This window comes from Photorhabdus sp. S10-54, from assembly GCF_963878145.1.
In the GTDB taxonomy this organism is placed as follows: domain Bacteria; phylum Pseudomonadota; class Gammaproteobacteria; order Enterobacterales; family Enterobacteriaceae; genus Photorhabdus; species Photorhabdus kayaii.
This window is the reverse complement of record NZ_CAWNXG010000029.1, coordinates 1-22,459: the sequence shown is the minus strand read 5'-3', so window position 1 is coordinate 22,459 and position 22,459 is coordinate 1. Positions and strand designations below refer to the sequence as shown.

The 22,459-nt window shown below is 39.6% G+C and carries 26 protein-coding genes; 15 read left to right on the top strand and 11 right to left on the bottom strand.

Translation table 11 applies throughout. The features are described from left to right. The first annotated feature begins 2 nt into the window (after positions 1-2). Genes AACQ83_RS15565 through AACQ83_RS15550 form a run of 4 tightly spaced genes read left to right on the top strand, consistent with a single transcriptional unit; the run spans position 3 to position 4,488 of the window. The gene (locus tag AACQ83_RS15565) at positions 3-1,481 is read left to right on the top strand and encodes a fructuronate reductase (RefSeq protein ID WP_240000830.1); all 1,479 of its coding nucleotides are present in this window, start codon (positions 3-5) and stop codon (positions 1,479-1,481) included. Continuing rightward, entirely contained in the window at positions 1,478-2,902 is a 1,425-nt protein-coding gene (uxaC, locus tag AACQ83_RS15560; RefSeq protein WP_112878454.1) for a glucuronate isomerase, read from the top strand. Before AACQ83_RS15565 ends, uxaC begins: the two co-directional genes overlap by 4 nt. Further along, a complete protein-coding gene (locus AACQ83_RS15555) occupies positions 2,899-3,843 on the top strand; it encodes a sugar kinase (RefSeq protein WP_112878453.1) in 945 nt (314 codons plus the stop codon). Before uxaC ends, AACQ83_RS15555 begins: the two co-directional genes overlap by 4 nt. Before the next feature lie 15 nt (positions 3,844-3,858). Beyond that, a complete protein-coding gene (locus AACQ83_RS15550) occupies positions 3,859-4,488 on the top strand; it encodes a bifunctional 4-hydroxy-2-oxoglutarate aldolase/2-dehydro-3-deoxy-phosphogluconate aldolase (RefSeq protein ID WP_112878452.1) in 630 nt (209 codons plus the stop codon). A gap of 215 nt (positions 4,489-4,703) precedes the next feature. Here AACQ83_RS15550 and AACQ83_RS15545 read toward each other — a convergent pair whose 3' ends face one another. Then, complete coding sequence (locus AACQ83_RS15545; protein WP_112878451.1) at positions 4,704-5,192, bottom strand: GNAT family N-acetyltransferase; 489 nt, start codon at positions 5,190-5,192, stop codon at positions 4,704-4,706. After that, the gene (locus AACQ83_RS15540) at positions 5,183-5,455 is read right to left on the bottom strand and encodes a type II toxin-antitoxin system TacA family antitoxin (protein ID WP_046396352.1); all 273 of its coding nucleotides are present in this window, start codon (positions 5,453-5,455) and stop codon (positions 5,183-5,185) included. Before AACQ83_RS15540 ends, AACQ83_RS15545 begins: the two co-directional genes overlap by 10 nt. A 406-nt stretch (positions 5,456-5,861) precedes the next feature. On the opposite strand from AACQ83_RS15540, the gene AACQ83_RS15535 reads away from it, so the two are divergent. After that, complete coding sequence (locus AACQ83_RS15535; RefSeq protein ID WP_240000826.1) at positions 5,862-6,068, top strand: hypothetical protein; 207 nt, start codon at positions 5,862-5,864, stop codon at positions 6,066-6,068. A gap of 466 nt (positions 6,069-6,534) precedes the next feature. On the opposite strand, the gene AACQ83_RS15530 is transcribed toward AACQ83_RS15535, so the two are convergent. Continuing rightward, positions 6,535-7,410: a hypothetical protein gene (locus AACQ83_RS15530; RefSeq protein ID WP_240000825.1), complete on the bottom strand. Its 876-nt coding sequence runs from the start codon at positions 7,408-7,410 to the stop codon at positions 6,535-6,537. Between the two features lie 426 nt (positions 7,411-7,836). Between AACQ83_RS15530 and AACQ83_RS15525 the strand changes: the two genes are divergently transcribed. Next, complete coding sequence (locus AACQ83_RS15525; RefSeq protein WP_232832401.1) at positions 7,837-8,070, top strand: ribbon-helix-helix protein, CopG family; 234 nt, start codon at positions 7,837-7,839, stop codon at positions 8,068-8,070. Positions 8,071-8,343: 273 nt separating this feature from the next. Further along, the gene (locus AACQ83_RS15520; protein WP_112878449.1) at positions 8,344-9,039 is read left to right on the top strand and encodes a hypothetical protein; all 696 of its coding nucleotides are present in this window, start codon (positions 8,344-8,346) and stop codon (positions 9,037-9,039) included. Between the two features lie 244 nt (positions 9,040-9,283). Here AACQ83_RS15520 and AACQ83_RS15515 read toward each other — a convergent pair whose 3' ends face one another. The 7 genes from AACQ83_RS15515 to gntX form a co-directional block, all read right to left on the bottom strand. Beyond that, a complete protein-coding gene (locus AACQ83_RS15515) occupies positions 9,284-9,763 on the bottom strand; it encodes an Hcp family type VI secretion system effector (protein ID WP_112878447.1) in 480 nt (159 codons plus the stop codon). A gap of 329 nt (positions 9,764-10,092) precedes the next feature. After that, positions 10,093-11,595 (bottom strand): glycerol-3-phosphate dehydrogenase, encoded by a 1,503-nt coding sequence (glpD, locus tag AACQ83_RS15510; RefSeq protein WP_112878446.1) that lies wholly within the window; start codon positions 11,593-11,595, stop codon positions 10,093-10,095. Between the two features lie 240 nt (positions 11,596-11,835). Further along, on the bottom strand, positions 11,836-12,594 hold the full coding sequence (locus AACQ83_RS15505) for a DeoR/GlpR family transcriptional regulator (RefSeq protein WP_112878445.1): 759 nt from the start codon (positions 12,592-12,594) through the stop codon (positions 11,836-11,838). A gap of 17 nt (positions 12,595-12,611) precedes the next feature. Then, the gene (glpG, locus tag AACQ83_RS15500) at positions 12,612-13,460 is read right to left on the bottom strand and encodes a rhomboid family intramembrane serine protease GlpG (RefSeq protein WP_112878444.1); all 849 of its coding nucleotides are present in this window, start codon (positions 13,458-13,460) and stop codon (positions 12,612-12,614) included. An 8-nt stretch (positions 13,461-13,468) separates the two neighbouring features. Then, positions 13,469-13,804 carry a thiosulfate sulfurtransferase GlpE gene (gene glpE, locus AACQ83_RS15495; RefSeq protein WP_112878443.1) on the bottom strand — a complete coding sequence of 112 codons (336 nt, stop codon included), beginning with the start codon at positions 13,802-13,804 and terminating at the stop codon, positions 13,469-13,471. Between the two features lie 127 nt (positions 13,805-13,931). Further along, complete coding sequence (gene nfuA, locus AACQ83_RS15490; RefSeq protein WP_112878442.1) at positions 13,932-14,507, bottom strand: Fe-S biogenesis protein NfuA; 576 nt, start codon at positions 14,505-14,507, stop codon at positions 13,932-13,934. 59 nt (positions 14,508-14,566) lie between these two features. Further along, on the bottom strand, positions 14,567-15,250 hold the full coding sequence (gene gntX, locus AACQ83_RS15485) for a DNA utilization protein GntX (RefSeq protein WP_112878441.1): 684 nt from the start codon (positions 15,248-15,250) through the stop codon (positions 14,567-14,569). A 39-nt stretch (positions 15,251-15,289) separates the two neighbouring features. Here gntX and bioH point away from each other — a divergent pair, with 39 nt between their 5' ends. Then, the gene (bioH, locus tag AACQ83_RS15480) at positions 15,290-16,066 is read left to right on the top strand and encodes a pimeloyl-ACP methyl ester esterase BioH (RefSeq protein ID WP_112878440.1); all 777 of its coding nucleotides are present in this window, start codon (positions 15,290-15,292) and stop codon (positions 16,064-16,066) included. Between the two features lie 280 nt (positions 16,067-16,346). On the opposite strand, the gene AACQ83_RS15475 is transcribed toward bioH, so the two are convergent. Further along, the gene (locus AACQ83_RS15475) at positions 16,347-16,682 is read right to left on the bottom strand and encodes an Abi family protein (protein WP_240000829.1); all 336 of its coding nucleotides are present in this window, start codon (positions 16,680-16,682) and stop codon (positions 16,347-16,349) included. 608 nt (positions 16,683-17,290) lie between these two features. Between AACQ83_RS15475 and AACQ83_RS15470 the strand changes: the two genes are divergently transcribed. From AACQ83_RS15470 to AACQ83_RS15440, 7 genes are all read left to right on the top strand, one after another. Beyond that, on the top strand, positions 17,291-18,469 hold the full coding sequence (locus tag AACQ83_RS15470) for an MFS transporter (protein ID WP_112878438.1): 1,179 nt from the start codon (positions 17,291-17,293) through the stop codon (positions 18,467-18,469). Then, a complete protein-coding gene (locus AACQ83_RS15465) occupies positions 18,453-19,199 on the top strand; it encodes a ferritin-like domain-containing protein (protein ID WP_112878437.1) in 747 nt (248 codons plus the stop codon). Before AACQ83_RS15470 ends, AACQ83_RS15465 begins: the two co-directional genes overlap by 17 nt. A 3-nt stretch (positions 19,200-19,202) precedes the next feature. After that, a complete protein-coding gene (locus tag AACQ83_RS15460; RefSeq protein WP_112878436.1) occupies positions 19,203-19,805 on the top strand; it encodes a hypothetical protein in 603 nt (200 codons plus the stop codon). Positions 19,806-19,853: 48 nt separating this feature from the next. Next, positions 19,854-20,096 carry a pyrimidine/purine nucleoside phosphorylase gene (locus AACQ83_RS15455; protein ID WP_158537785.1) on the top strand — a complete coding sequence of 81 codons (243 nt, stop codon included), beginning with the start codon at positions 19,854-19,856 and terminating at the stop codon, positions 20,094-20,096. After that, positions 20,089-20,568 (top strand): Gfo/Idh/MocA family protein, encoded by a 480-nt coding sequence (locus AACQ83_RS15450; RefSeq protein ID WP_112878434.1) that lies wholly within the window; start codon positions 20,089-20,091, stop codon positions 20,566-20,568. The genes AACQ83_RS15455 and AACQ83_RS15450 overlap by 8 nt, the downstream gene beginning before the upstream one ends. A 62-nt stretch (positions 20,569-20,630) precedes the next feature. Beyond that, positions 20,631-21,110, top strand: coding sequence for a hypothetical protein (locus tag AACQ83_RS15445; protein ID WP_112878433.1), 480 nt, complete (start codon positions 20,631-20,633; stop codon positions 21,108-21,110). Positions 21,111-21,131: 21 nt separating this feature from the next. Continuing rightward, positions 21,132-22,124, top strand: coding sequence for a sterol desaturase family protein (locus AACQ83_RS15440; protein WP_112878432.1), 993 nt, complete (start codon positions 21,132-21,134; stop codon positions 22,122-22,124). Positions 22,125-22,459: the final 335 nt, after the last annotated feature.

The window sequence follows — 22,459 nt, the reverse complement described above, 5'->3', positions numbered from 1 at the left end:
TGATCCGTAATATAGCCAACAGCAACATCAATCCTGCTATTTCTCTGCCTTCTTATGATCGTCAAAAATTGGTTACCCGTATTGTTCATCTGGGATGTGGCGCTTTTCACCGCGCACATCAGGCGGTTTTTACTCACCATATGTTGGAAAAAACGGGCAGTGACTGGGGAATTTGTGAAGTTAGTTTGTTCTCCGGTCATCGGTTGATTCAGCAACTTAAAGAGCAGGATTGCTTGTGTACCATTGCGGAGAAAGGGGCGGAAAAAACGGAGCTGAAAATTATCGGCTCTATGATTGATGCTTTGCACCCTGAGTTTGTCGGTCAGCAAGGTATTCTGGAAACTATAGCGCAGCCGCAAGTGGCGATTATTTCTCTGACGATTACCGAAAAAGGGTATTGCATCGATGCAGCCAGCGGCAAACTGGATGTGAATAATGCATTCATTCAACGGGATTTAGCTAACCCAACCGAACCGACATCGGCCATTGGTTATATTGTCGAGGCGCTTCGTCTGCGTTATGAACGTGACTTGCCGCCATTGACGGTGATGTCCTGCGATAATGTCAGAGAGAATGGCAAAGTTGCCCGTGAAGCGGTGGTGGGTTTTGCCCGCTTACGTGATGAAAAGTTAGCCCAATGGATTGAACTGAATGTGACGTTCCCATGCACTATGGTTGACCGTATTGTTCCTGCGGCCACATTAGAATCGTTGGAGCAGATAGCTGAACAGTTGGGGGTATATGATCCGTGTGCAATCACCTGTGAACCTTTCCGTCAGTGGGTAATTGAAGATAACTTTGCCAATGGCCGTCCAAACTGGGATGTAGCAGGGGCGCAGTTTGTTAAAGATGTGGTGCCTTTTGAAACTATGAAATTACGGATGTTAAACGGCAGCCACTCATTTTTAGCCTATCTGGGCTATTTGGCAGGATATACATATATTGCTGACACAATGGCGAACCCCGATTACCGGCAAGCTGCCTTGGATCTGATGCTGAAAGAACAAGCGCCAACTTTGACGATGCCGGTAGGAACCGATCTTTTCCAGTATGCTCATCTACTGATTGAGCGTTTTAGTAACCCCAACCTTAAGCATCAAACCTGGCAGATAGCAATGGATGGCAGCCAGAAACTGCCACAACGTATGTTTGATTCTGTCACTTATCATCTGGCAAACGGCAGCGATTACCGCCATTTAACTTTGGGTATCGCCGGGTGGATGCGTTATGTCAGTGGAAAAGATGAACAAGGCAAATTGATTAATGTGCGTGATCCGCTCGTTGAGCAATTTAAATCTATTTATCAGCAACATGGGTTATCTGCTGATGTAGTACCCGCGTTGTTGGCGATTTTTGGCAACCCAGTGTTAGCTAATCCGCATTTTGTCCGGGCAGTTACCGAAGCTTATCAATTATTATTGGATTGCGGCGCTCGTCATGCTGTGGCGGCACTCGATTTAGCTCACAGGAAAAAGAGATGAAAAATTTTATGGGTGACGATTTTCTTCTGAACAATGAAACTGCCCGTCAGCTATATCATGAACATGCCGCAGATATGCCGATTTATGATTATCACTGTCATCTTAATCCGCGTGAAATTGCTGAAAATCGCCGGTTTGATAACCTTGGTCAGATTTGGTTAGAAGGGGATCACTATAAATGGCGGGCTATGCGCTGTGCGGGTATTGATGAATCACTGATTACCGGCAAGCAAACCAGTAATGCTGAAAAATATCAGGCATGGGCAAAAACAGTACCGCTAACATTAGGGAATCCGCTTTATCACTGGACTCACTTGGAATTACGTCGTCCATTTGGTATTACCGGGACATTGTTCGGACCGCAAACTGCTGATGAAATCTGGCATCAATGTAATGAAAAACTGGCAACCCCGGCGTTTTCAGCGCGTGGCATTATGCAGCAAATGAATGTGCGTATGGTTGGAACTACGGATGATCCGGTGGATTCTCTGCAATATCACCGCCAAATCGCGACAGATGAGAGTTTCGATATCGAAATATTGCCAAGCTGGCGTCCTGATAGGGTGTTTAAAATTGAGCTGGTGGGTTTCGTTGACTATATCAAACAGCTTGAGGCAGTGGCTGATGTATCGATCGCTGCTTTTGCTGATGTGTTGAACGCGTTGGAGCGTCGGCTTGAGCATTTTGCTGCTCATGGCTGCCGGGCTGCTGATCACGGCATAGAAAATCTGCGCTATGCTCCCATTCCTAATGAAGCGGTATTAAATGGCATCCTGCAAAAACGGCTGGCAGGGAGAACGCTCTCTGAGCTTGAAATTGCACAGTACACCACGGCGATTCTGGTATGGCTTGGCCGGCAATATGCCGCTCGTGGTTGGGTGATGCAAATGCATATCGGCGCTATTCGCAACAATAATAGCCGTATGTTCCGCTTACTTGGCGCGGATAGCGGCTTTGATTCCATTGGTGATAACAATATCGCTTGGCCATTATCTCGTTTGCTGGACAGTATGGATGTGACGGATGAGTTGCCGAAAACGATTCTTTACTGCTTGAATCCACGAGATAACGAAGTAATTGCAACGATGGCCGGTAACTTTCAAGGTGGCGGTATCGCCGGTAAAGTTCAGTTTGGTTCGGGCTGGTGGTTCAATGATCAGAAAGATGGCATGTTGCGTCAGCTTGAACAACTTTCCCAACTTGGGCTGCTGAGTCAATTTGTGGGTATGTTGACCGATTCTCGTAGCTTTCTTTCATACACGCGGCATGAATATTTTCGTCGCATTCTGTGTAACTTGTTGGGGCAATGGGCAGAAAAGGGCGAAATTCCTAACCACAAAGCCATGTTAGGGCAGATGGTTGAGGATATTTGCTTTAATAACGCCCGTCGTTATTTTGCCTTGCCGGGAGAAAACTCATGAAACAGATTGCATTCCTTGGTGAATGTATGATTGAACTTAATGGCACCCCTTTCGCTACCATGCATCAGGCTTTTGGTGGTGATGTCCTGAACAGTGCGGTTTATTTAGCACGTGCAAGCCAACAGGAGATTGCCGTTCATTTTGTGACGGCGTTAGGGGTGGATCCCCTCAGTGAAGGGATGATCACTCGTTGGCAAGACGAGGGTATTCGTACCCATCTGGTTTTGCGTGATCCGGCTCATCAACCGGGATTGTATTTGATTCAACTCGATGAACTGGGAGAACGGACTTTTCTGTACTGGCGTAGTGATTCCGCTGCTCGTTATATGGTGCGCCATCCTGATTTCTCTTCGGTTATGCAAGCATTACAGCGGATGGATGCCATTTATCTCAGTGGCATCAGCCTGGCTATTTTGCCTGCCGATGATCGTGAAAAGTTACTAAACTTGCTGGCTGAACTGGCTGCTCAGGGAAAAACCATCGTTTTCGACAGTAATTACCGTCCGACATTGTGGGAAAGTGTGCAGGAAACCAAGAACTGCTATCAGAAATTACTCGCCTTTACCTCACTGGCACTGGTGACAGATGAAGATGAATGTAAGTTGTGGGGCGATAAATCGGTTACAGCAACCATGATTCGCCTTAAACAAGCAGGCGTTAAAGAAGCTGTTATTAAAGCGGGGGCTGCCGGTTGCTATTATCAGCATTTGATACAGGACACGCCGATTGAGCTAATCCCAACGGCACCGGTTGTTGACGTGGTCGATACTACGGCGGCAGGAGATGCCTTTAATGCTGGGTTTCTGGCAGGATTTTTGATGGATTGCCCAATACAACAAGCGGCAATTATGGGGCATCGTCTTGCTGGTAGCGTTATTCAGCATAAAGGGGCGATTATTCCAGTCAGTGACACTAAGACAGTGACTGATGGTTTCTTTTAACAGTAGGAAAAATCGATGAGACAGATGATTGAGCAGTTGCACCAGTTAAAAATTGTACCTGTGATTACTGTTGAGCGTGCGGAAGATATTATTCCGCTAGGTAAGGTGTTAGCTGATAATGGTTTGCCGGTAGCGGAAATTACTTTCCGTTCTACGGTAGCGGCGGAAGCTATTCGTCTGTTGAGAGAGGCTCAGCCGAATATGCTGATTGGTGCGGGAACCGTCCTGAATCGTGAACAAGTGGTTGCTGCGAAACAGGCTGGCGCCGATTTTATGGTTTCTCCGGGTTTTAATCCAAATACGGTCAAAGCCTGTCAGCAATTAAATATTCCTATTATTCCGGGTGTGAATAATCCAAGTGCGATTGAAGGCGCAATGGAATTGGGGTTAAAACTGCTGAAATTCTTCCCGGCAGAACCTTCTGGAGGTTTGCCAATGATTAAAGCAATATTAGCACCTTATACCGAACTGCAAATTATGCCTACTGGAGGTATCGGACCAAACAATATCCGCGATTATCTTGCTGTACCGCGTATTGTGGCGTGTGGTGGTTCATGGATGGTTAGTCAAGCGCTGGTGGATAACCGAAATTGGCAGGAAATTGGCCGCCTGACTCGTGAAGCGGTGGATTTGGTTAATACTTAAGGAGTAGTTATTATTGCATTGGAATAAAATATTATTCCGATAATATGCCAAAGAGAAGAAAGGATTTAGTAAAAATTCTTTTTGGTATTTAATAATTTTCAATTTTGTTAAGTGGTGATATTTGAACTTCTAATGACCTGTTATTTAATTATCTGGTAAGCTTAAGCGGTTAGAAACAGAGCAAGAGAGCTCGCCGTTTTTACGGCGGGGAACAGTCACTTCTGTTTGCCTAATGGAAGCATCAGCGTGTATGGCTCCAACGGTGACTGGGCGAAGCCAAGACGCGTATAGAACGTTCGAGCGCTCTCATCAAGTGCGTGGACGATTATAGCCGAAATGCCCACCTGTTCTGCCGTGCTGGCGACACGCTTCCAAGCATCTTGGAGAAGCAATGCCCCGAGCTTCTTCCCCTGATATTCCACATCGACAGCCAGACGGCCGAGAAGCACTACAGGGATAGGATCTGGCATATTGCGTTTAAGCGATGGTGTAGATTCAATATGATTAATTGAACCGGCGCTTAGACAATAATAACCGATAACGTCTTTTGTACCTTCCTTGCAAATAACAAGTGTGCGGCTCGCGCCGAGCTTATTATTTTTTAAAGCCCGGCGTGAAAGCCATTCGTTTAATGTTTCATGCTGGCAATAAAAATCATTTATATTATGTTCAGCCGTTAATATTTCAGGTGTGCTTATTCCCACGGAGCTTTATATCCCATCAGTTTTTTAAAACCTTCATTATCAGAAAGCGGTTGTTCCAGCATCTGCATGAACACATGGTATTTTTCGTCGTTAACGAAAAAGTGGCGCTGATCGAGTATGGCATCTTCGGCTGCGCGGCAGGCAGCATCCAAGATGAAATCAGTTCGGGTCTTTGAGAGCAGGTTTGCTGCATGGTCAATAAGCTCCCGCTGGAAGGCTTTCGCCCGGATGTTGATCGGGGTTTCTTTAGGTTGTGTTCTCATAAATCACCTGTGTAGCAAATTGGTAGACAGTCATTATAGCAGTTGTGTAATTGATAGATATACATTTAGCGTCTCCATTTGAAATCTTATGAAACGTAAGCATGCTGGGTTACAAATATATATACCCGTCATCTTTCAAGTTACCTCTTTGTTGGCTGCACTCGCTCACCCCGGTCACATAGTTATCTATGCTCCCGGGGATTCACTCCCTTGCCGTCGCGATGCATCTTGAAATCCATTGGGTATAGTGGATGGTCTTCTGCTGACTGGCGTCGGCCTAATTTATATGAACGTCAGACACCAGAACAAACTTTGTTAGAATTACCGACAGTGAGCTTGATACCTGAAAATATCTTAATGCAATTGAAACCCAGCTTATGAAAATCGTCGATTAGAGCTAGAACAAATGCAATCGATTATTATGAAACTTTGTGAGTCTCACTATATCCGTATTGATGTGTTAAGCATACTACTTAATCGTTCTGCAAAGAATCTCAGACAGCACCATATAAAACTACTGCTTAATAAGCAGAACCTAATGATGGCATTTCCACAAACACCGAATCATCCCAATCAAGGATATACTGTCAAAGATTTATTACAGAAAGATTGATATTTCTTATGGTAGAACAACAGAGAAGTATTTAATTTATGTAGAAGTATATTCATGAAATATTTTATTTGCGTAAGAGGATGAGGGATATAGGTTATAAGAAGGAACTTGAAAATCTGCTTCTTTTTTTGCAGTTATTCTATTAGTCATTCAATCCTTATAAAATAGATTTATGAGAAGGTTTTGCTTTTTTATTTATTATAAGGAATAAACTTTAGATTAGCGATGTTTGATAGTTATAATATGTCATAATCTTAGCACCGATTTATTGATAATAGGCCAATTTTGGCCCAGTATTATATATACCCGTTATCTTTCAAGTTGCCTCTTTGTTGGCTGCACTCACTCACCCCGGTCACATAGTTATCTATGCTCCCGGGGATTCGCTCCCTTGCCGTCGCGATGCATCTTGAAATCCATAGGGTATAAGATAAAAAATAAATAAAGCAAATTGAGGCTCATGGCTCTATATTTCACAACGAGTCGTTATTTGAATAAAATCAGCAGATTCACCGATCTTTATTTCAACATTTACGCCTTTGACCTCATTAATATTATTTATATGAGTGCCTCCGCATGGGATAGTGACCACCGTAGAATCAATTGTAGATTTCCATAATCTGGTATCATTAATCTCTTTTGATTGATATTCAATGGTTATTTCCGCACCCTGAGATAACCAATTATTAAGTGTGTTATTAACTTCCCTATTAATTTTATCTAGGTTTTCAATTAATATATTTTCATCAAATCCTTTCTTTTTGATCGATTTACCAAAGCGATAAATATCAATGGATTGAAGTTCTGTGATAGAAGATTGGTAAATGGCGGCTTTATCTAAATTATAGTTTCCTAAATCATCGGTATCGTATACTTTAGACCATATATGATTAGTTGCTTTATTCAAAGAAAGAGACATAAAGTGAGCCATCGAGTGTGTGGCACTTACCCTATATCTTGTCTTATCGTTCACAGATAGAGTTACCGTTTTCCCTATGAGATCTCTTTCAGAAATTCCCTGTAAATCAGGTAAGTAGTGTGCTGGCATAATTTTAGCTGGCGGTGTTGCTTGTTTCGTTATTTCCTGGTCTATATATAAATGACCATCAATAAGGCCAGTGGTATAAACTTTTGTCACGGCGAGTTCTTTATCATCTATTGAGATTATGCCATTATCATGTAGTTGGTCTGGCCACTTATAGTTCTTCGGGTAGAACGGACTATCTTGGGTTATCAAAATGGCGCCATCTTCGTATTTCATAACCCCGATAATGTTAGATTCTAACGTCAGGGTTCCCAGCATAAATGAGGCTTCGGCTGTTAATAATTCATTAATATTCATATCTATAATCATGTAATATCTCGCTAGTTATAATTTGGGGGGGACCTATTGCTACCAAGTCGTTTGTTAATTTTATTCCCTAAAAATAACTTAAGAATTTGTTTTTATTTGAATTTTTAGTTAATCAAAGAGATAGTTGGCAGTAGTATCAAATATGATTATTCTCATCTCCGTATATTAATCAAAGATAGAATTAAAAAAGCCGTATCAATATGTATGTAATAGCTTTATTTATAGGCTATTTTAGGTATTATTGCAAATGGAAAAGTCACATGTTTTAAATGTTTTGTTTACATGATCAATTGCTATTTTCAGAGTAAAATTTGTTGATTAGTTATCAAAATAATTTTTTGGACCAAAAAATAGACAGTCGAACTAATGAGGTATACGATACATACACCTGATATCTGATAAGAGGAAATAAATATGGTTGCTATGGTAAGAATTAATATAGATTTACCGGAAGAAACGATTAGGAAGCTTGAGATTTTGAAGGAACGTTCTCCTGATAAGTCACGTGCTGCACAGATCCGAAAAGCAATAGATGCTTATCTTGATGCTAATATTTCAGAACAGAATAATAGTGCTTTCGGTTTGTGGGGGGATAAAAAATCGGATGGATTGGAATATCAAAATAATTTACGCAAGGAGTGGCAATGACTGCTATGAAGTCGTTATTTGATACTAAATATTTATAGGATATTGACGGTATGATTGCAAGTATTGCATAACATAAGGTTTAAAGATCATGCCAATGAGATTATGAATGGCTTAAAGGAATACGGGCCTATTTGCTCGTAGCGTAGTTATGTTGCACTTACTATCTATGAGAAACTGTGACATCTATTATCTTTTTCTATTGACATATTAGTTATATTAATGAAAATGTCTATGTTGTAATGACTATTCTATAGGTGGCTAAGGAGTTCTATTATGGATTATCTGTCATACAAAAAACAGGCTGATCATGTTATAGCAAAAAACATAGATAATGTAACAAGAAAATCTGCACCAATTGTATATTCAACTATGGAGGATATTTATTTAGGTTTAGTTAGATTGAGAAACTCTCAAGCTTTTTTGTATAAAGATATTTATGGTAAGCAGATATCCAATGAAGACCAGAGAATGATTGATGCAGCTATTAAGACGATTTTTAAAAAAGGAGATGTCATTTATGATATTGTGTTTACAATCATAAATACAATGTATGATTTTATTCCTGAGAGAACACAAAGAATTATATCTGAGAAATTTAATTTAGTAGTAGCAACATATGGCGTTCAAACAGCAACAAAGATTAGTGTAGCTACTGCAATAACAAGTTTAATATCGGTTAAGATAAATGCACTTCCATCTGTAAAGGCAAAAATAGCAACATTTTTAAACATATCAATAAACTCCCTTGCTATTTATGGGATCTTTGAAAAAGCAGCTAGATCTGCACGAAAATTAAAAATAGAATCCCCTGTGACATATTTAGCCTTAAAGAAAAAGGGGTTAGAAATGCTTTATTTTTTGGTTGAACCATACATGTCGAAATTAATAAATATTTATAGAAAAAATATCATAACCTTAGAAGATGAAAAATTACTTTTAGATGAAATAGAAAGACTAATTTACCTTTAACTTAACATGAGATAATTGGTGAAGAAAAATGGACTTGATTAAATCTTTTGTAATAGATCTTGTTGGAATTTTCATAACATTTGCTCTTTGTTTAGCATGGTTTGTAATTACCCCAGAAGGGTTTGGTATAATTGGAGGGATAATTATTCTTATAGCGTCGTATTTTGTTACAATAAAAGTAAAGAAAAAACTGTTGAAGTTAAAATAACTTCAACAATAAGGTATGGCATTGATTAATAATGTGTTAGTACACTCTATCATCCCATATACTATAGCCTGAAGTTCCAGCTATGTGGTGTTTCCATGTTATGCTTTTGTATGCTAGAGAAATAGTTTCAAATGGTATTGCATTTGAACTGTCTATACTGTGAGGATAATTAGCACATATATCAACAATAGAAGCATCTCTTAACTCAACGGTGTAGAACTTTTCCATAACACCAAAAGAATTAATTCTGTAAAAATCAAAAAAAGCATTTAAAACTTCATTATTAGAAATAGCTATGCCAAGTAGAGGAGATGATTTATCTATTATTTTTATGAAATCTACTGGGTGATGATCAGAATTTTGTTCTCTAGTTAGACTATGAACGAAAGATAAAACTTGAATTTCATCTTCATGTCCAATTTGATATCTATTTCCTATGGAGTCAGATGTTGAACACCCTGATGATATTAACCCTTGTTTGCGGCCAGTTAGTTTTAAGTAAATAGAAAAGCTCATATAAACATCCTATATTAATCCCATAACAGTTAATAGAAGTGTCTATATTATCTCCATAATATAAAAGAATCAAAAGTATTATTTATATAAGAATCTTAAAATGTTCGTAGGTTAATTGCTCCAACATGGAGAATAGGGCAGTATTTTACACTTAATATATATAATATTTTGCTAATTTGTGTGTCAATTTTGAATTGTAAAGACTAATATAACGTTTGGAAAAATAGGACGTAAGTTCAACGTAATAAAAACCGCGAGAAAGTTTTTAATATTCTCGCGGTAGTCGCGTTTTCTAAACTGGAAGATCAATGATTTTCTGTGAAGAAAAATCAAATCTCGCTACGTGGTTTAGCATTCTCCGCCAACCATGCTGCAACGCGCTGCTTCTGTTCTTCATTCAGCCACATACCCAATTTGGTCCGGCGCCAGATTGCGTCATCCAGTTCAACAACCCACTCATTATCAACCAGATAACGAAGCTCTGCTTCATACAAACCGTGGCCGAAAGATTCACCCAGATCTGCCAGATTATTAGCACCTTGCAGAATCAGTTCGCTGTTGCTGCCGTAAGTACGCGCATAACGTACAGCAACACCTTCCGGTAACCAGTTGTAACGTTTACGCAATAAACGGGCATAACCATCACGATCGCACCCTTCCAGATTACCCCCCGGTAACTGACCATTTTTGGTCCAGGCTTTTCCGGCATTGGGATAATATTGCATGAGCTTCTCGGTTGCGTGTTCTGCCAGCTTACGGTAAGTAGTTAATTTACCGCCGAACACAGACAGTAATGGTGCTTTGCCCTGTTCATCATGAATGTCAAGGGTATAGTCGCGCGTAATTGCCTGAGGTGAATCGGATTCATCATCGCACAGTGGACGTACGCCAGAATAGGTCCAGACGATATCGTCACGGCTAAGTTGTTTCTTGAAGTGGTCGTTGTAAACTCTCAGCAGATAATTAATCTCCTGATCGTCAATCTTCGCTTCTTTTGGATCACCTTGATATTCCACATCGGTGGTTCCGATAATGGAAAATTCATCCATCCAGGGAATAACAAATACGATACGGTGATCTTCGTTTTGCAGAATATAAGCTTGCGGCTCATCATGCACTCTTGGCACCACAATATGGCTGCCTTTGATCAGGCGAATACCATAAGGTGATTTCAATTTCAGGCCATCGTCAAAGAATTCTTTAACCCAGGGGCCGGTAGCATTAACCAGACCTTTTGCACGCCAAGTATAGGTCTTACCTGTACGCAGATCTTCGGCTTCAACCATCCAACCCTCTTGTTCGCGCCATGCACGGGTCACTTTTGTTCGGGTACGGACTTCCCCGCCACGTTTTTTGACTTCTTGAGCGTTAAGGACAACTAAACGAGCATCATCAACCCAGCAGTCAGAATATTCAAAGCCACGGACCAATTCTGGTTTCAGAACAGAATTGGCACCGAATTTTAGCCCTTTACTGCCAGGCAGGCTGACACGTTTGCCCAAATTGTCATAGAGGAACAGGCCAATACGGATCATCCATGCTGGACGCAAATGTGGCTGGTGCGGCAGGCGGAAACGCATCGGAAAAGCGATGTGTGGTGCAAGGTTCAGTAAAACTTCACGTTCTGCCAGCGCTTCGCTGACCAGACGGAATTCATAATGTTCTAGATAGCGTAAGCCACCGTGGATCAGTTTTGAACTGGCGGATGATGTGGCTTTGGCTAAGTCTTGTGCTTCCAGCAACAGAACAGAGAGTCCCCGGCCAGCAGCATCTGCCGCAATTCCGGCACCGTTGATCCCGCCGCCGATCACAATCAAGTCTTTAGTCTCCATGCATCCCCCTAAAATGTTCGAAATAGTTCTTTAATGCTCGCTTTCGCTCAAGATTGTAATCAGAAATCGATCAATAGCCAACTATTTGCTAAGAAAAAATATGTTCACGTGATATAGATAACAAATATTACCTTATCCATATGATTTACATGGTATTAATGAAGAAGCTAAAAGATGGTGTAATTGTGGAACGGCAAGGAGATAGGGGATAGTGCTATCCCCTGAATATAGAAAAAATTCTTAGCAGAGTTCGAGCTGCACGTTATATTGCTCAATCACTTTCTGGATGCTTGGCGGGGGAAGTTGGTCAGTAAATAGATGATCAATGAGATTCATGTTACCCAGATTAACCATAGCATTGCGGCCAAATTTAGAATGGTCAGTGACTAACATAACACAACGGGAGTTTTCGATAATTGCGCGCTTTATGCGTACTTCATGGTAATCAAATTCCAGTAATGAGCCATCCATGTCAATGCCACTGATGCCGAGAATGCCGTAATCAAGCCGAAACTGAGAAATAAAATCCAGTGTGGCTTCACCGATAATCCCGCCATCACGGGAACGAATCTCCCCACCCGCCAGAATTAAACGAAAGTCTTCTTTTGTCATCAACAGGGTAGCGACATTGAGGTTGTTAGTGACAATCCGCAGAGCTTTATGATTTAACAGTGCGTGAGCGACAGCTTCGGGTGTGGTGCCAATATCAATAAACAGCGTTGCGCCATCCGGGATATGGCTAGCAACACGTTGCGCAATACGTGCTTTCTCTTCTGACCACATGATCTTGCGGTCATGATAGGCAGTATTAACCGAACTTGATGGCAATGCGGCACCGCCGTGATGCCGCTGTATTTTGTTTTTATCTGCCAAGTCGTTCAAATCACGGCGGATAGTCTGGGGGCTGACATTAAAGTGTTCAACCAACTCTTCAGTGCTGACGTAGCCCTGAAGGCGTACCAGCTCAACTATTGCATCATGCCGTTGAGTTTGCTTCACGATAGTCCTCTAAGTGTCTAAAAGTGTCGGTTATTATTTTTGAATGTATGACGGTTATCCCACAACGCCATCAGTAAACCGATAATTAAACCGGAGAAATGGGCGGCGTTGGCAATCGATAGTCCAAATGCATCGAAGTATCCAACAATCAGCCAGAAGATCGAAAAAGCCATCAAACCACGGGGAACACCGATACCACGTTCGGGAGCACGTTCACCGGTTAGCCAGACATAACCAATTAAAGCGTAAACAACCCCAGAAAGGCCGCCAAAATGAGAACCACTGAATAATGATTGTCCCCAGCCGCTGAAAACAGCGGAAACAATCATAATGACAAACAGTTTTCCTGTACCGAGGTGCTTTTCTGTTTGCCCGCCAAGATACCACCACCACATGAGATTAAAGATGATATGCAGTAGTGAGAAGTGCAGTAAGCCGTGAGTGACCCAACGCCATAGTTCCATATGTTGGCTATCGTCAGGCCATGCCAGCCAAGACATCACCTGATCATCACCGGCAAATTGCATCCAGAGATAAACGACGATATTTAGGAACAAAACCGTGATGGTTAACGGACCTGCCTGACGACTTAAATATTGCCAATTCAGATTATTGTGGTACTTCAATGGGTGATTCACATCGCCAGATTGCCAACTGGCCGCTTGATAACGTTCATTTAGCGGATCGCGGGTAAATTGCTCTAGCTCTTGCTGAACTAGAGTAAGTTTAGTGTCATCTTCCAGCCATAGTTCGACGTGTTGCTCATCGTGACTGGGGCGCATAGTGAGATGGACCTGATGGGTTGCCATATAATCGATAAAGGCTTGCGCTAGACGCGGGTTTGAAATAGCGATTACGCGGATCATGAGGTGTGTTATGCCGGATTAGGTAAGGAGTCAACAGCGTGAGGATAGTCTCTGCGCCAAGCTTCAAAACCGCCATTAATGCTGTAGACAGCTTCAAAACCGATGTTTAATAAATACTGAGCGGCATTCTGGCTGCTATGACCGTGATAACACATAACCATAACCGGCTGCTCGAAATTGGCCTGTAACATAAATTCATTCAATGTGTCGTTGGTTAAATGAAAAGCATTACATGCATGACCCGCCCGGAAACTCTGTGGATCGCGGATATCCACCATAATGGCGGATTTATCCTGCCAGTGTTGATAAGCCTGCTCAGGGCTGATGGTTTGAAAATGTTCCATATATATTTTGACTTGCTCTTGAAAACTTAGAGATTATCCCGTTAGATTATTATTGTAATAATGTTTTCCCGACGATTATCCGAGCGGGAAAATTTGTTATCAGTAATAAGTGATCAGTAATACGTTATTAGTAATAAGAATGTTCACCGCGTTGGTGTTCAGTCAAGTCTTTTACCCCTTTTAGTTCCGGGAACATGTTCAGCAACTCTTTTTCAATCCCTTCTTTCAGGGTGACATCAACCATTGAACAGCCATTACAGCCGCCGCCGAATTGAAGGATAGCAAAACCATCATCCGTGATTTCCATCAGGCTAACGCGGCCACCGTGACCGGCTAACTGTGGATTAATTTGTGACTGCAAAACGTATTCCACACGTTCGACAAGTGGGGAATCATCAGAAACTTTACGCATTTTGGCGTTAGGGGCTTTTAATGTTAGCTGAGAGCCTAACTGATCGGTGACAAAATCAATTTCAGCTTCTTCAAGGAAAGGGGCGCTCAGTTCGTCAACGTAAGCTGACAGTTGATCAAATTTCAATTCAGTATCTGTTGCTTCAACAGCATCAGGCGGGCAGTAAGATACGCCGCACTCAGCGGTAGGTGTGCCTGGATTGATGACAAATACACGAATTTGTGTACCCGGTTCTTGGTTTGCCAGTAATTTGGCAAAATGAGCTTGTGCTGCTTCAGTAATATTAATCATATCATTTGCTCAATAGTTGACTGCTATAGTTGGTTATAATACGCCCATTCTCGTATTGACTACAAGGTTCGACAAATCGCCCAGACCTGCACTGAATGGGCACCAGCACGAATTAACAAACGGGAAATTTCAGTCATGGTCGCACCGGTGGTAATCACATCATCAAGTATGGCGACATGTTGTCCTGCGACGGAGCCACAAAGCTGAAATGCTTTCCTGAGATTAATTTTACGCCGTGCTGCCGATAAATTTCTTTGCGGTAGTGTAGCATGCGTCCGCTGTAGAAAGCTTTGCTGGTAATCGCATTGTAGCCATTCTGATAACTGCTTTGCCATTAATACACTTTGATCAAATCCCCGTTTCCAGCGCCGGCGTCGATGCAGTGGCACACTGAGCAGAATGTTGGGTTTATACCATCGTCCATCACGATAGCCCTGTTGCCAGTGCAGCAGAAACAGACGCGCCAGAACTGACGCAAGTTGTGGGGTACCGTGATATTTATAGCGACGAATCAGGCCACTCAGTGGTGGGCAGTAGTCGGTAATCGCTATCATATTTTCCCATAGAGGCGGTTTTTTGAGGCAGCGTCCACAAGGCAGTGAAGAGAGTTCTGAGGGTAGAGCGCAGCACGGGCACATGTTTGTCAAACGTTTCAGCCGCTTGTTGCAAAAACTGCATACTCCATGATGTGGAAACCAAAGAGGCTGACGGCATAGCCAACAGTACCCAACCATTGTTAGCATAGGTTTCTTCCTTGATGGCAAATAAAGTTGAGAATAACAATGGCTGATCTATTTTGGCAGACTTCTGCGGGAGATTCGCGTGATCTTGTGTTGCTGCACGGATGGGGGCTGAATGCGGAAGTTTGGCGTTCCATTGAAATGCGATGCGCTCCGCATTTTCGTTTGCATCTGGTGGATTTACCGGGTTATGGCCGTAGCCAGAAATATGGCCCGATGAATCTTGCTGACATGGCGGATGAAGTTTGGCGATATGCGCCTGAAAATGCGCTATGGCTAGGTTGGTCGTTGGGAGGATTAGTTGCCAGCCGGATTGCCCTTGACCATCAGGATAAGGTTGCCGGATTAATTACCGTGGCTTCTTCACCGCATTTTAGCGCAGAAAGTGACTGGCCGGGGATTAAGCCGGAGGTTTTGCGCGATTTCGAACATCAGTTGAGTGAAGATTTCCAGCGCACAGTTGAGCGTTTTCTTGCTTTACAGACATTAGGCACAGATAGCGCCCGTCAAGATGCGCGATTGTTGAAATCTGTTGTGCTGGCGCAGCCGATGCCTTCTGTCGAAGTGCTGCATGTTGGTCTGGAAATTTTGCGTACCGAAGATTTAAGGGAGCCTTTGGCTGATCTTGCCATCCCATTCCTGCGGATTTACGGTTATCTGGATGGGTTGGTGCCAAGAAAAATCCTCAATATTCTTGATGAAAAATGGCCGAGTTCAGTTTCAGCTATGATGCGTCATGCCGCTCATGCGCCTTTTATTTCTCATCCTGATGAGTTTGTTGGGTTGTTGACTGATTTTGCTAGTAGAGAAGCATTGTAAGGTTGATGAGATAACAGATTTTTATTGGCGTAGTTTGGAAAAGTGAAGCGTCCGCCGAGTGAATGCGGCGGCTCAATGTTAGTTCTTCTGACGATTAGATAAATCATAGGGATTCAATTTGTTACTAAGAAAGGCAAATTCTATCTTTTAATTCCATATATTTTCCTTGTCCCATCCTGAGGGAATTCCCATTGAATGAGTTAAAATATTTATATAACTGTATTTATTTATGAGATTTTTAAATTCAACTTCGAACTTTTCTGATGGGCTTATCAAAGTCTTAGACATTATTTTTATAGTAAACAGCGAATTCCTGAGTAGATTTCTCCATGAGCGCTTTTATTTCCATTCTTTCCTGATATGGTGCTTTATTTGGTGTGAATACATCATCACTGAGATACCAAAAAGGGTCGTTTAGATACTTTGTTATGATTTGGTCAAAAATACTTTTTGCTTTAACTTCTATTCTTAATATGTATTTGTTACATAGTTCTATTAATTCACAGTCAAACAAATATAAGTCAAAGCCATTTTTAAATTCAGTACCTGGCAAATATTCTTTCGTTGAATGATTTAAATAAGGATATAAGTATGATTTGAATCTATACCAATTAATTAGGGATAGCGCTTTCTCAGCGAAAACTTTATTAAAGGGATGAGTAAATAAAACACCTTTATCCTCAAGATGAATATTTACCAGCTCTGCTGGAGTTAAGAAAGGTTTGTTATAAACAGAAATTTAATAGAATCTCATATGATTAGTGTTGAGAAAGTGTTATTAACAAAATAATTCTACTAAGTTTTTTCTGTACATGAAAAAAACCCGCTGATCTCGTCGGTGGATTGACGCTATCGCGGGTGTTGATATTCACAATCTATAGTATCTTTTCAGCAAGGTCAGGTGATGACTACCTCACATTGAATTGATTATTTTTTTAATTAACCTCAGATCTGTTTAAAGGGCAGTTAGCTCAGAGTTTAGTGATACTACTAAATAGATATATTAAATAAAAGCAAAGTGGGCAATGAGATTAATACGATAAAATATTATTCAATCTTTTATGTGGTATGTATTTGAATGATTTTTAAAGGCAATATATCAACCTAAAGTTTAAAAATGAGACATCATGGACTATCAACCTCTAGCTAGCTAATATAAAACTTTAAAAACCAAGGATAGGTGTAAAAATTTATTTATACCTATCCTCACTTGGGTGATAACTGATGAAAAAGTACATTAGTATAGGTGTCCACGAACTTGATACTTATCTTGATTACGCTATTTTAAGCATCATAGCTATATATAGCCTGCATGCTACTCCATCCGAAATGGGGATATTGGGTGCTTGCTTCGCTGCTCCATTTCTGGTGGCAAGTAGATTATTCGGCAAGCTGTTTGACAAAGGAAATGTATTAAATTGGAGGACATTGTTGTTCTTTATTAATGGCATTACCATGCCTTTTCTATCTGTAGCTGATCCAATTATATTTCTTTATGTTATTACATTAATCAAGACAACCTGTCGGTGTGGGCTTGGAATATCAAACACAAAATTGAATGTAGATAATAATGAATCTCAAAGATTTTATGAGATTTATGGATATATTACCAACTTTAGCAGAATAATCATTCCATTGCTTGTTGTATATCTAAACACAAACTATGGGTTATGGTTTGTCCTGTTATTATCAATGGCATTTAATCTGGTCGGCATGTTGACATCGTACTTTGATAATACTTCTCGGCTTGATGTAAATAAAAGTATAAATGTTACTGCTGTAGAACGTTTCTCATTCGTACAGCAATTGCGAAATAAACCGGATTTATATTTACTTGTTTCGGCCTATACTTTGTCAAACTTAGCCTTTTTTCTTAGCAATGATATGCTCGGTATCTTCTTCGAGAAGATTGGGCAAAATCAAAGTAGTATAGGCTACATAATTTCACTTCTCGGGGTCGGTGGCATAGTAGGAACGCGAGTTTCTGGCTGGTTACTTAAAAGGTTGTCAGCCAAGAATGTCTTATTATTTTCCGTTATGGCTAATTTTGTGGCTTTTTGGGGATTTGGTTTTTTAGACGCAAAAACATATCACTATGCTACATATTATTTATTGGTTTTTCTCGTTGGTATCGCCTCTGGTGTGACGTTTTTCGCAATTAGATACGGTGTAAGAAATATTATTGGTTTTGAGCACGTAGGAAAAGCTACAGGAGATATACAGAAGATTTCATCTGTAGTGGCAATTTTGATGCCAATTATTGGTGGGTATATTGCAAAACTCATTTCTATCGAATTCACTTTTAGATTAACAAGCATCTTGCTTGCTGTGATATTTCTGTATTTTTTATTTAAAAAGCATAAATTAACTGAGGAGAGGAATAAATATGTACAACCAAAATAAGCTTAGTAATATTGATTTTATCAATGCAAAACACTATGACTTGTACTTGAAAGGAAAAACTAAGCAAACATGGGATAGCAATCTGAATTGGAACTTGGCCGGGAGAGATTTGATCCCTGAAAGCTTATACGAGACAGCTATAGTCGTTGCGAGTTTATCTGTTCATGTTGAAATTTTGGGAATGCAAAATGCTGTGGAGTTACTGCTTCAATGTGGTGATTTTTCGTTGAAAATAGGACTAGCCCAAGCTGTTAATGATGAAGCCAGACACTCTGAACTTTTCGCGAAATATGCAATTTTAGCAAATGGCAGCATAAAGGATTTACCGAAAACTAGGGATATATGTATTGAACACTTTGCCAAATTAAGAAGTTTTGATGAAACATTTCTCAGTCATGTTTTTCTTGAGAATGGTGCTCTAGAGCAATTTAACATTTTTATTCACGCTTTCGGTGATAAAAGCTTAATCGGCCAGATATATAAGGGAGCAATGCAGGATGAAGCGAGACATGTTCAAATGGGAATTACATACTTTAGGGAGCTTATCGAGCAGTCACCCGCTAAAAAAGAAATGGTTATAGATCATCTGACTACTTTTAAGAAAATATTGCACGTTAATAAAGATGGGGTTAACTGGCTGTCAGATATCAGCGGTATCCCGGCTGATGAAATTGAAACCAGAATTAAAAACCGACATGATAACTTCATTAATAAAATAATGGAGAGATGATTAATGTTCAATGGTGTTCATGTTATCGAAAATGCAATAACAGAACGAGAAATAAATATTATTTACAGATATTTAGCTATCTCAGAAAATTTAGGTCATTTAAAGGGGAATAATGACTCAACCAGAGCCCATATGTATTATGCCACACCTTATTTTGAAGCCATGCTGAGCCATTACTGTGATTTAGTATCAGACATTGTAAATGAAAAAGTATATCCGAGTTATTCTTTTTTATGGAATTATAAAAAGGAATATGCACTTCCAAAGCATAAGGATAGAAACTCTGTAGATTACATTATCTCGATTGGCATACATACTAAAGAGGAAGCTGATTGGAGTTTATACGTAGAAAACAAACCGGTAAATATGAAATCTGGTGACCTTCTGATTTTAGACGGGAAGAAATTTGAACACTGGAGAGAGCCTTGTCCATATAAAAATAGATTACAACTTATTTTGTGTTATACACGGGATTTATCATTAAGATTCGATAAAAGGTTACATCTTGGTTACGATCCTGTACCTGAAGTTATCACATCACCTTTTAAAGAAAAACTAAGTATCGACGATGATTATATAAAGGAGCTAAGTACTTACTATGTGTAATGGCCGATATAAATTTATAGAGACATATATTTTTTTGACGGGAGATCTGTGATCCGAAATTTTCAAGATGAATATGATAATCTGGTGACCTTTGGTTTTATGGTAAAAGGTAAATATCGCTGGCTTGCGGAAACTACTGAGCATTTTAGGATTTATAGTGGAGAAGCCTATTTTATCATTGAGGGAAAGAGGACATTAGTACAATCTGGTGATGAAATTATTGTTCCTAAAAATTTAACCTTTGAAGTCGAAGTAACAGAACATTTAGATTATAGGTGCTTTTATGATTAATTTAGGAATTATTGGCACAGGATTAATGGCAAAAGTCATAGCTAAGAGTTGTGCTAATATTGGTGTTAAAGTTTATTCTGTATTATCAAGAAGTAAAAATAACGCAGAATCATTTTGTGGCGAGTTCTGTAGCAGAAAAGGAAAAGGCTACAATGTACCTGAAGCTTTTTTCGAAGATCCGGGACTGGATGCAGTTTATATTGCAACTCCCAGTTCAACAAAAGAGTTTTATATGAGATTATGTCTCGAGTATAAAAAGCATACTTTAGTTGAAAAGCCTTTGCCTTCATCTGTGTTTCTCTCGGAATTTATTGAACTCTCAAAAGAGAGAAATATTATTTGGATGGATGAAACGCACTTTGTGCATAATGAGTTATATAATTCATTACCGAAACTAATAAATAAACATGTGGGCAAAATTGTCAGAATCGACTCAAATTTTTTTGGCCGAGTACTGATTATTCACATATAAAATTTAACCTTTATCTTGAGGATAAAGGTGCCCTTGGCGATCTTGGTTGATACTCTATTCGTATGATTTTATCGCTTATTGAAAGAAAAGAGATATCTAAATTAAACTCATTTGTTTTGAAGAAAGAGACAGGAGCTATTCTCGAATTTAATGCTATAGGTTTAACAAGCTCTAATATAACTTTCAGTATAGCTTCATCCTATCGGGGTTCTACAGCTAGGCAGGAAGTAACAATATCTGGTGAAAAGGGCGAGATTAGCATTCAAGATTTTGTAATGCCATATTGCGGCTCCTTTGTCTATGGTAAGATGCTGCCATTTTTGAGAGTAAAAATGACATCGGGACTAAAGCCATTGGTTGATAAGGAATATAAAAAAATATTCCTTAAAGATCTACAACATCACAGAATGGTATATAATTTTATTGATTTCATCAAAGGAAATAAAGACAAATATATACTTGATGAACTTCAAAAAAAATCTTTAGATGCTATAAGACTGATTGAAACCATACAATGTCAATCAGATTCTCTGCAAATTTAAACTAAAACAAATGGAAAAAATATGGAGAATCTCAGTAGTTATTTTGATTTTATATATCAGGATATTGCTATTCCTTTTTTTAAAAGATTAACTGTGTTTTTTGCACCAAGTCATGGGTTGTTCATTGGCTATTTGTTTATGGCTTTTTTGATTGCCGTTTTGTTTTATTCCTATAAAAATAAATCGGTCAATCCATTAAAAGTCAGCAAAATAGTAGTTAAAGCGCATAAATTAACATCTAAATCATCAAAGGATGATTTCATTTTTTATTTTGTCGACAAGATAGTGTTTGGATTTACATATTCCCTTATTTTATCGTCAGATTTATTATTTAAAGAAGGAACTATAAATCTCCTGTCATTCATTGGCATTCCTCATTTTCATGTTATTCCTGGCATAGCTCTCAACTTGGTTTTGACTTTAGGAGCAATTATTGTTTTTGACTTTGCAGTTTTTTTCGAACATTTTATATATCATAAAATCAGGGTGTTGTGGGAATTCCATAAAATTCATCACATTGCTGAAAATCTTACACCTTTAACTGCTTATAGGTCGCACCCTGTAAATCAAGGATCTTTTATTCTGATAGCAAGTTTATTTACAGGTGTATATGCAGGTGGAGTGTCTTATTTTTTCAATGCTCAGAACGAGTATATTCTTTTTGCTGGGCAAAATGTATTTATGTTTTTACTTCTTATGTTTGGTTTGAATTTACAACATTCTATGGTTTACTTAAGATATCCTCCTTTTATTAGAGATATTCTTGTTAGCCCTGCATATCACCAATTACATCATAGTAGTTCTGTTAAACACCATGATAAAAATTTTGGTTTTATTTTTTCATTTTGGGATCGCTTATTTAAAACACAAATTATGCCTCAGGCAGATGAAGTGTTGACTTTTGGTGCAACTGGCGAAAAATACGATGATTATTCTGGTGTGAAAAATATGTATGTAACTCCTTTTAAACGAGTTGTAAAACGACTGAAGAAAATGATTGTAGGTCTCCGGTAGCAGTCCCTGTAAATACACACTTTTGTCAAGTGCGTTAGAGCGACGAATATACTGCTATCCATTGTGTATCCTGTAATTAACTGAATTTGTTAAAACGAATGAAAGAAGTTAAACGGAGTCTTAAAAATGTCTGATAATGATTACGATATTATCCCGTTTTCTGAAGCTAAAACGCTTCTCTTAGAAGACGCCGCGACTCTGGCAGCATCAGGGCGCGAGCATACTTTGTTTGATATTCAGCCAAAGAAAACTTTTGCACGGTAATCATCACACCAGCTGGCTTTCTTAAGCTTATTTCTTTGGCTTGGTGCCCCACAATCACATTGTTTGACCAT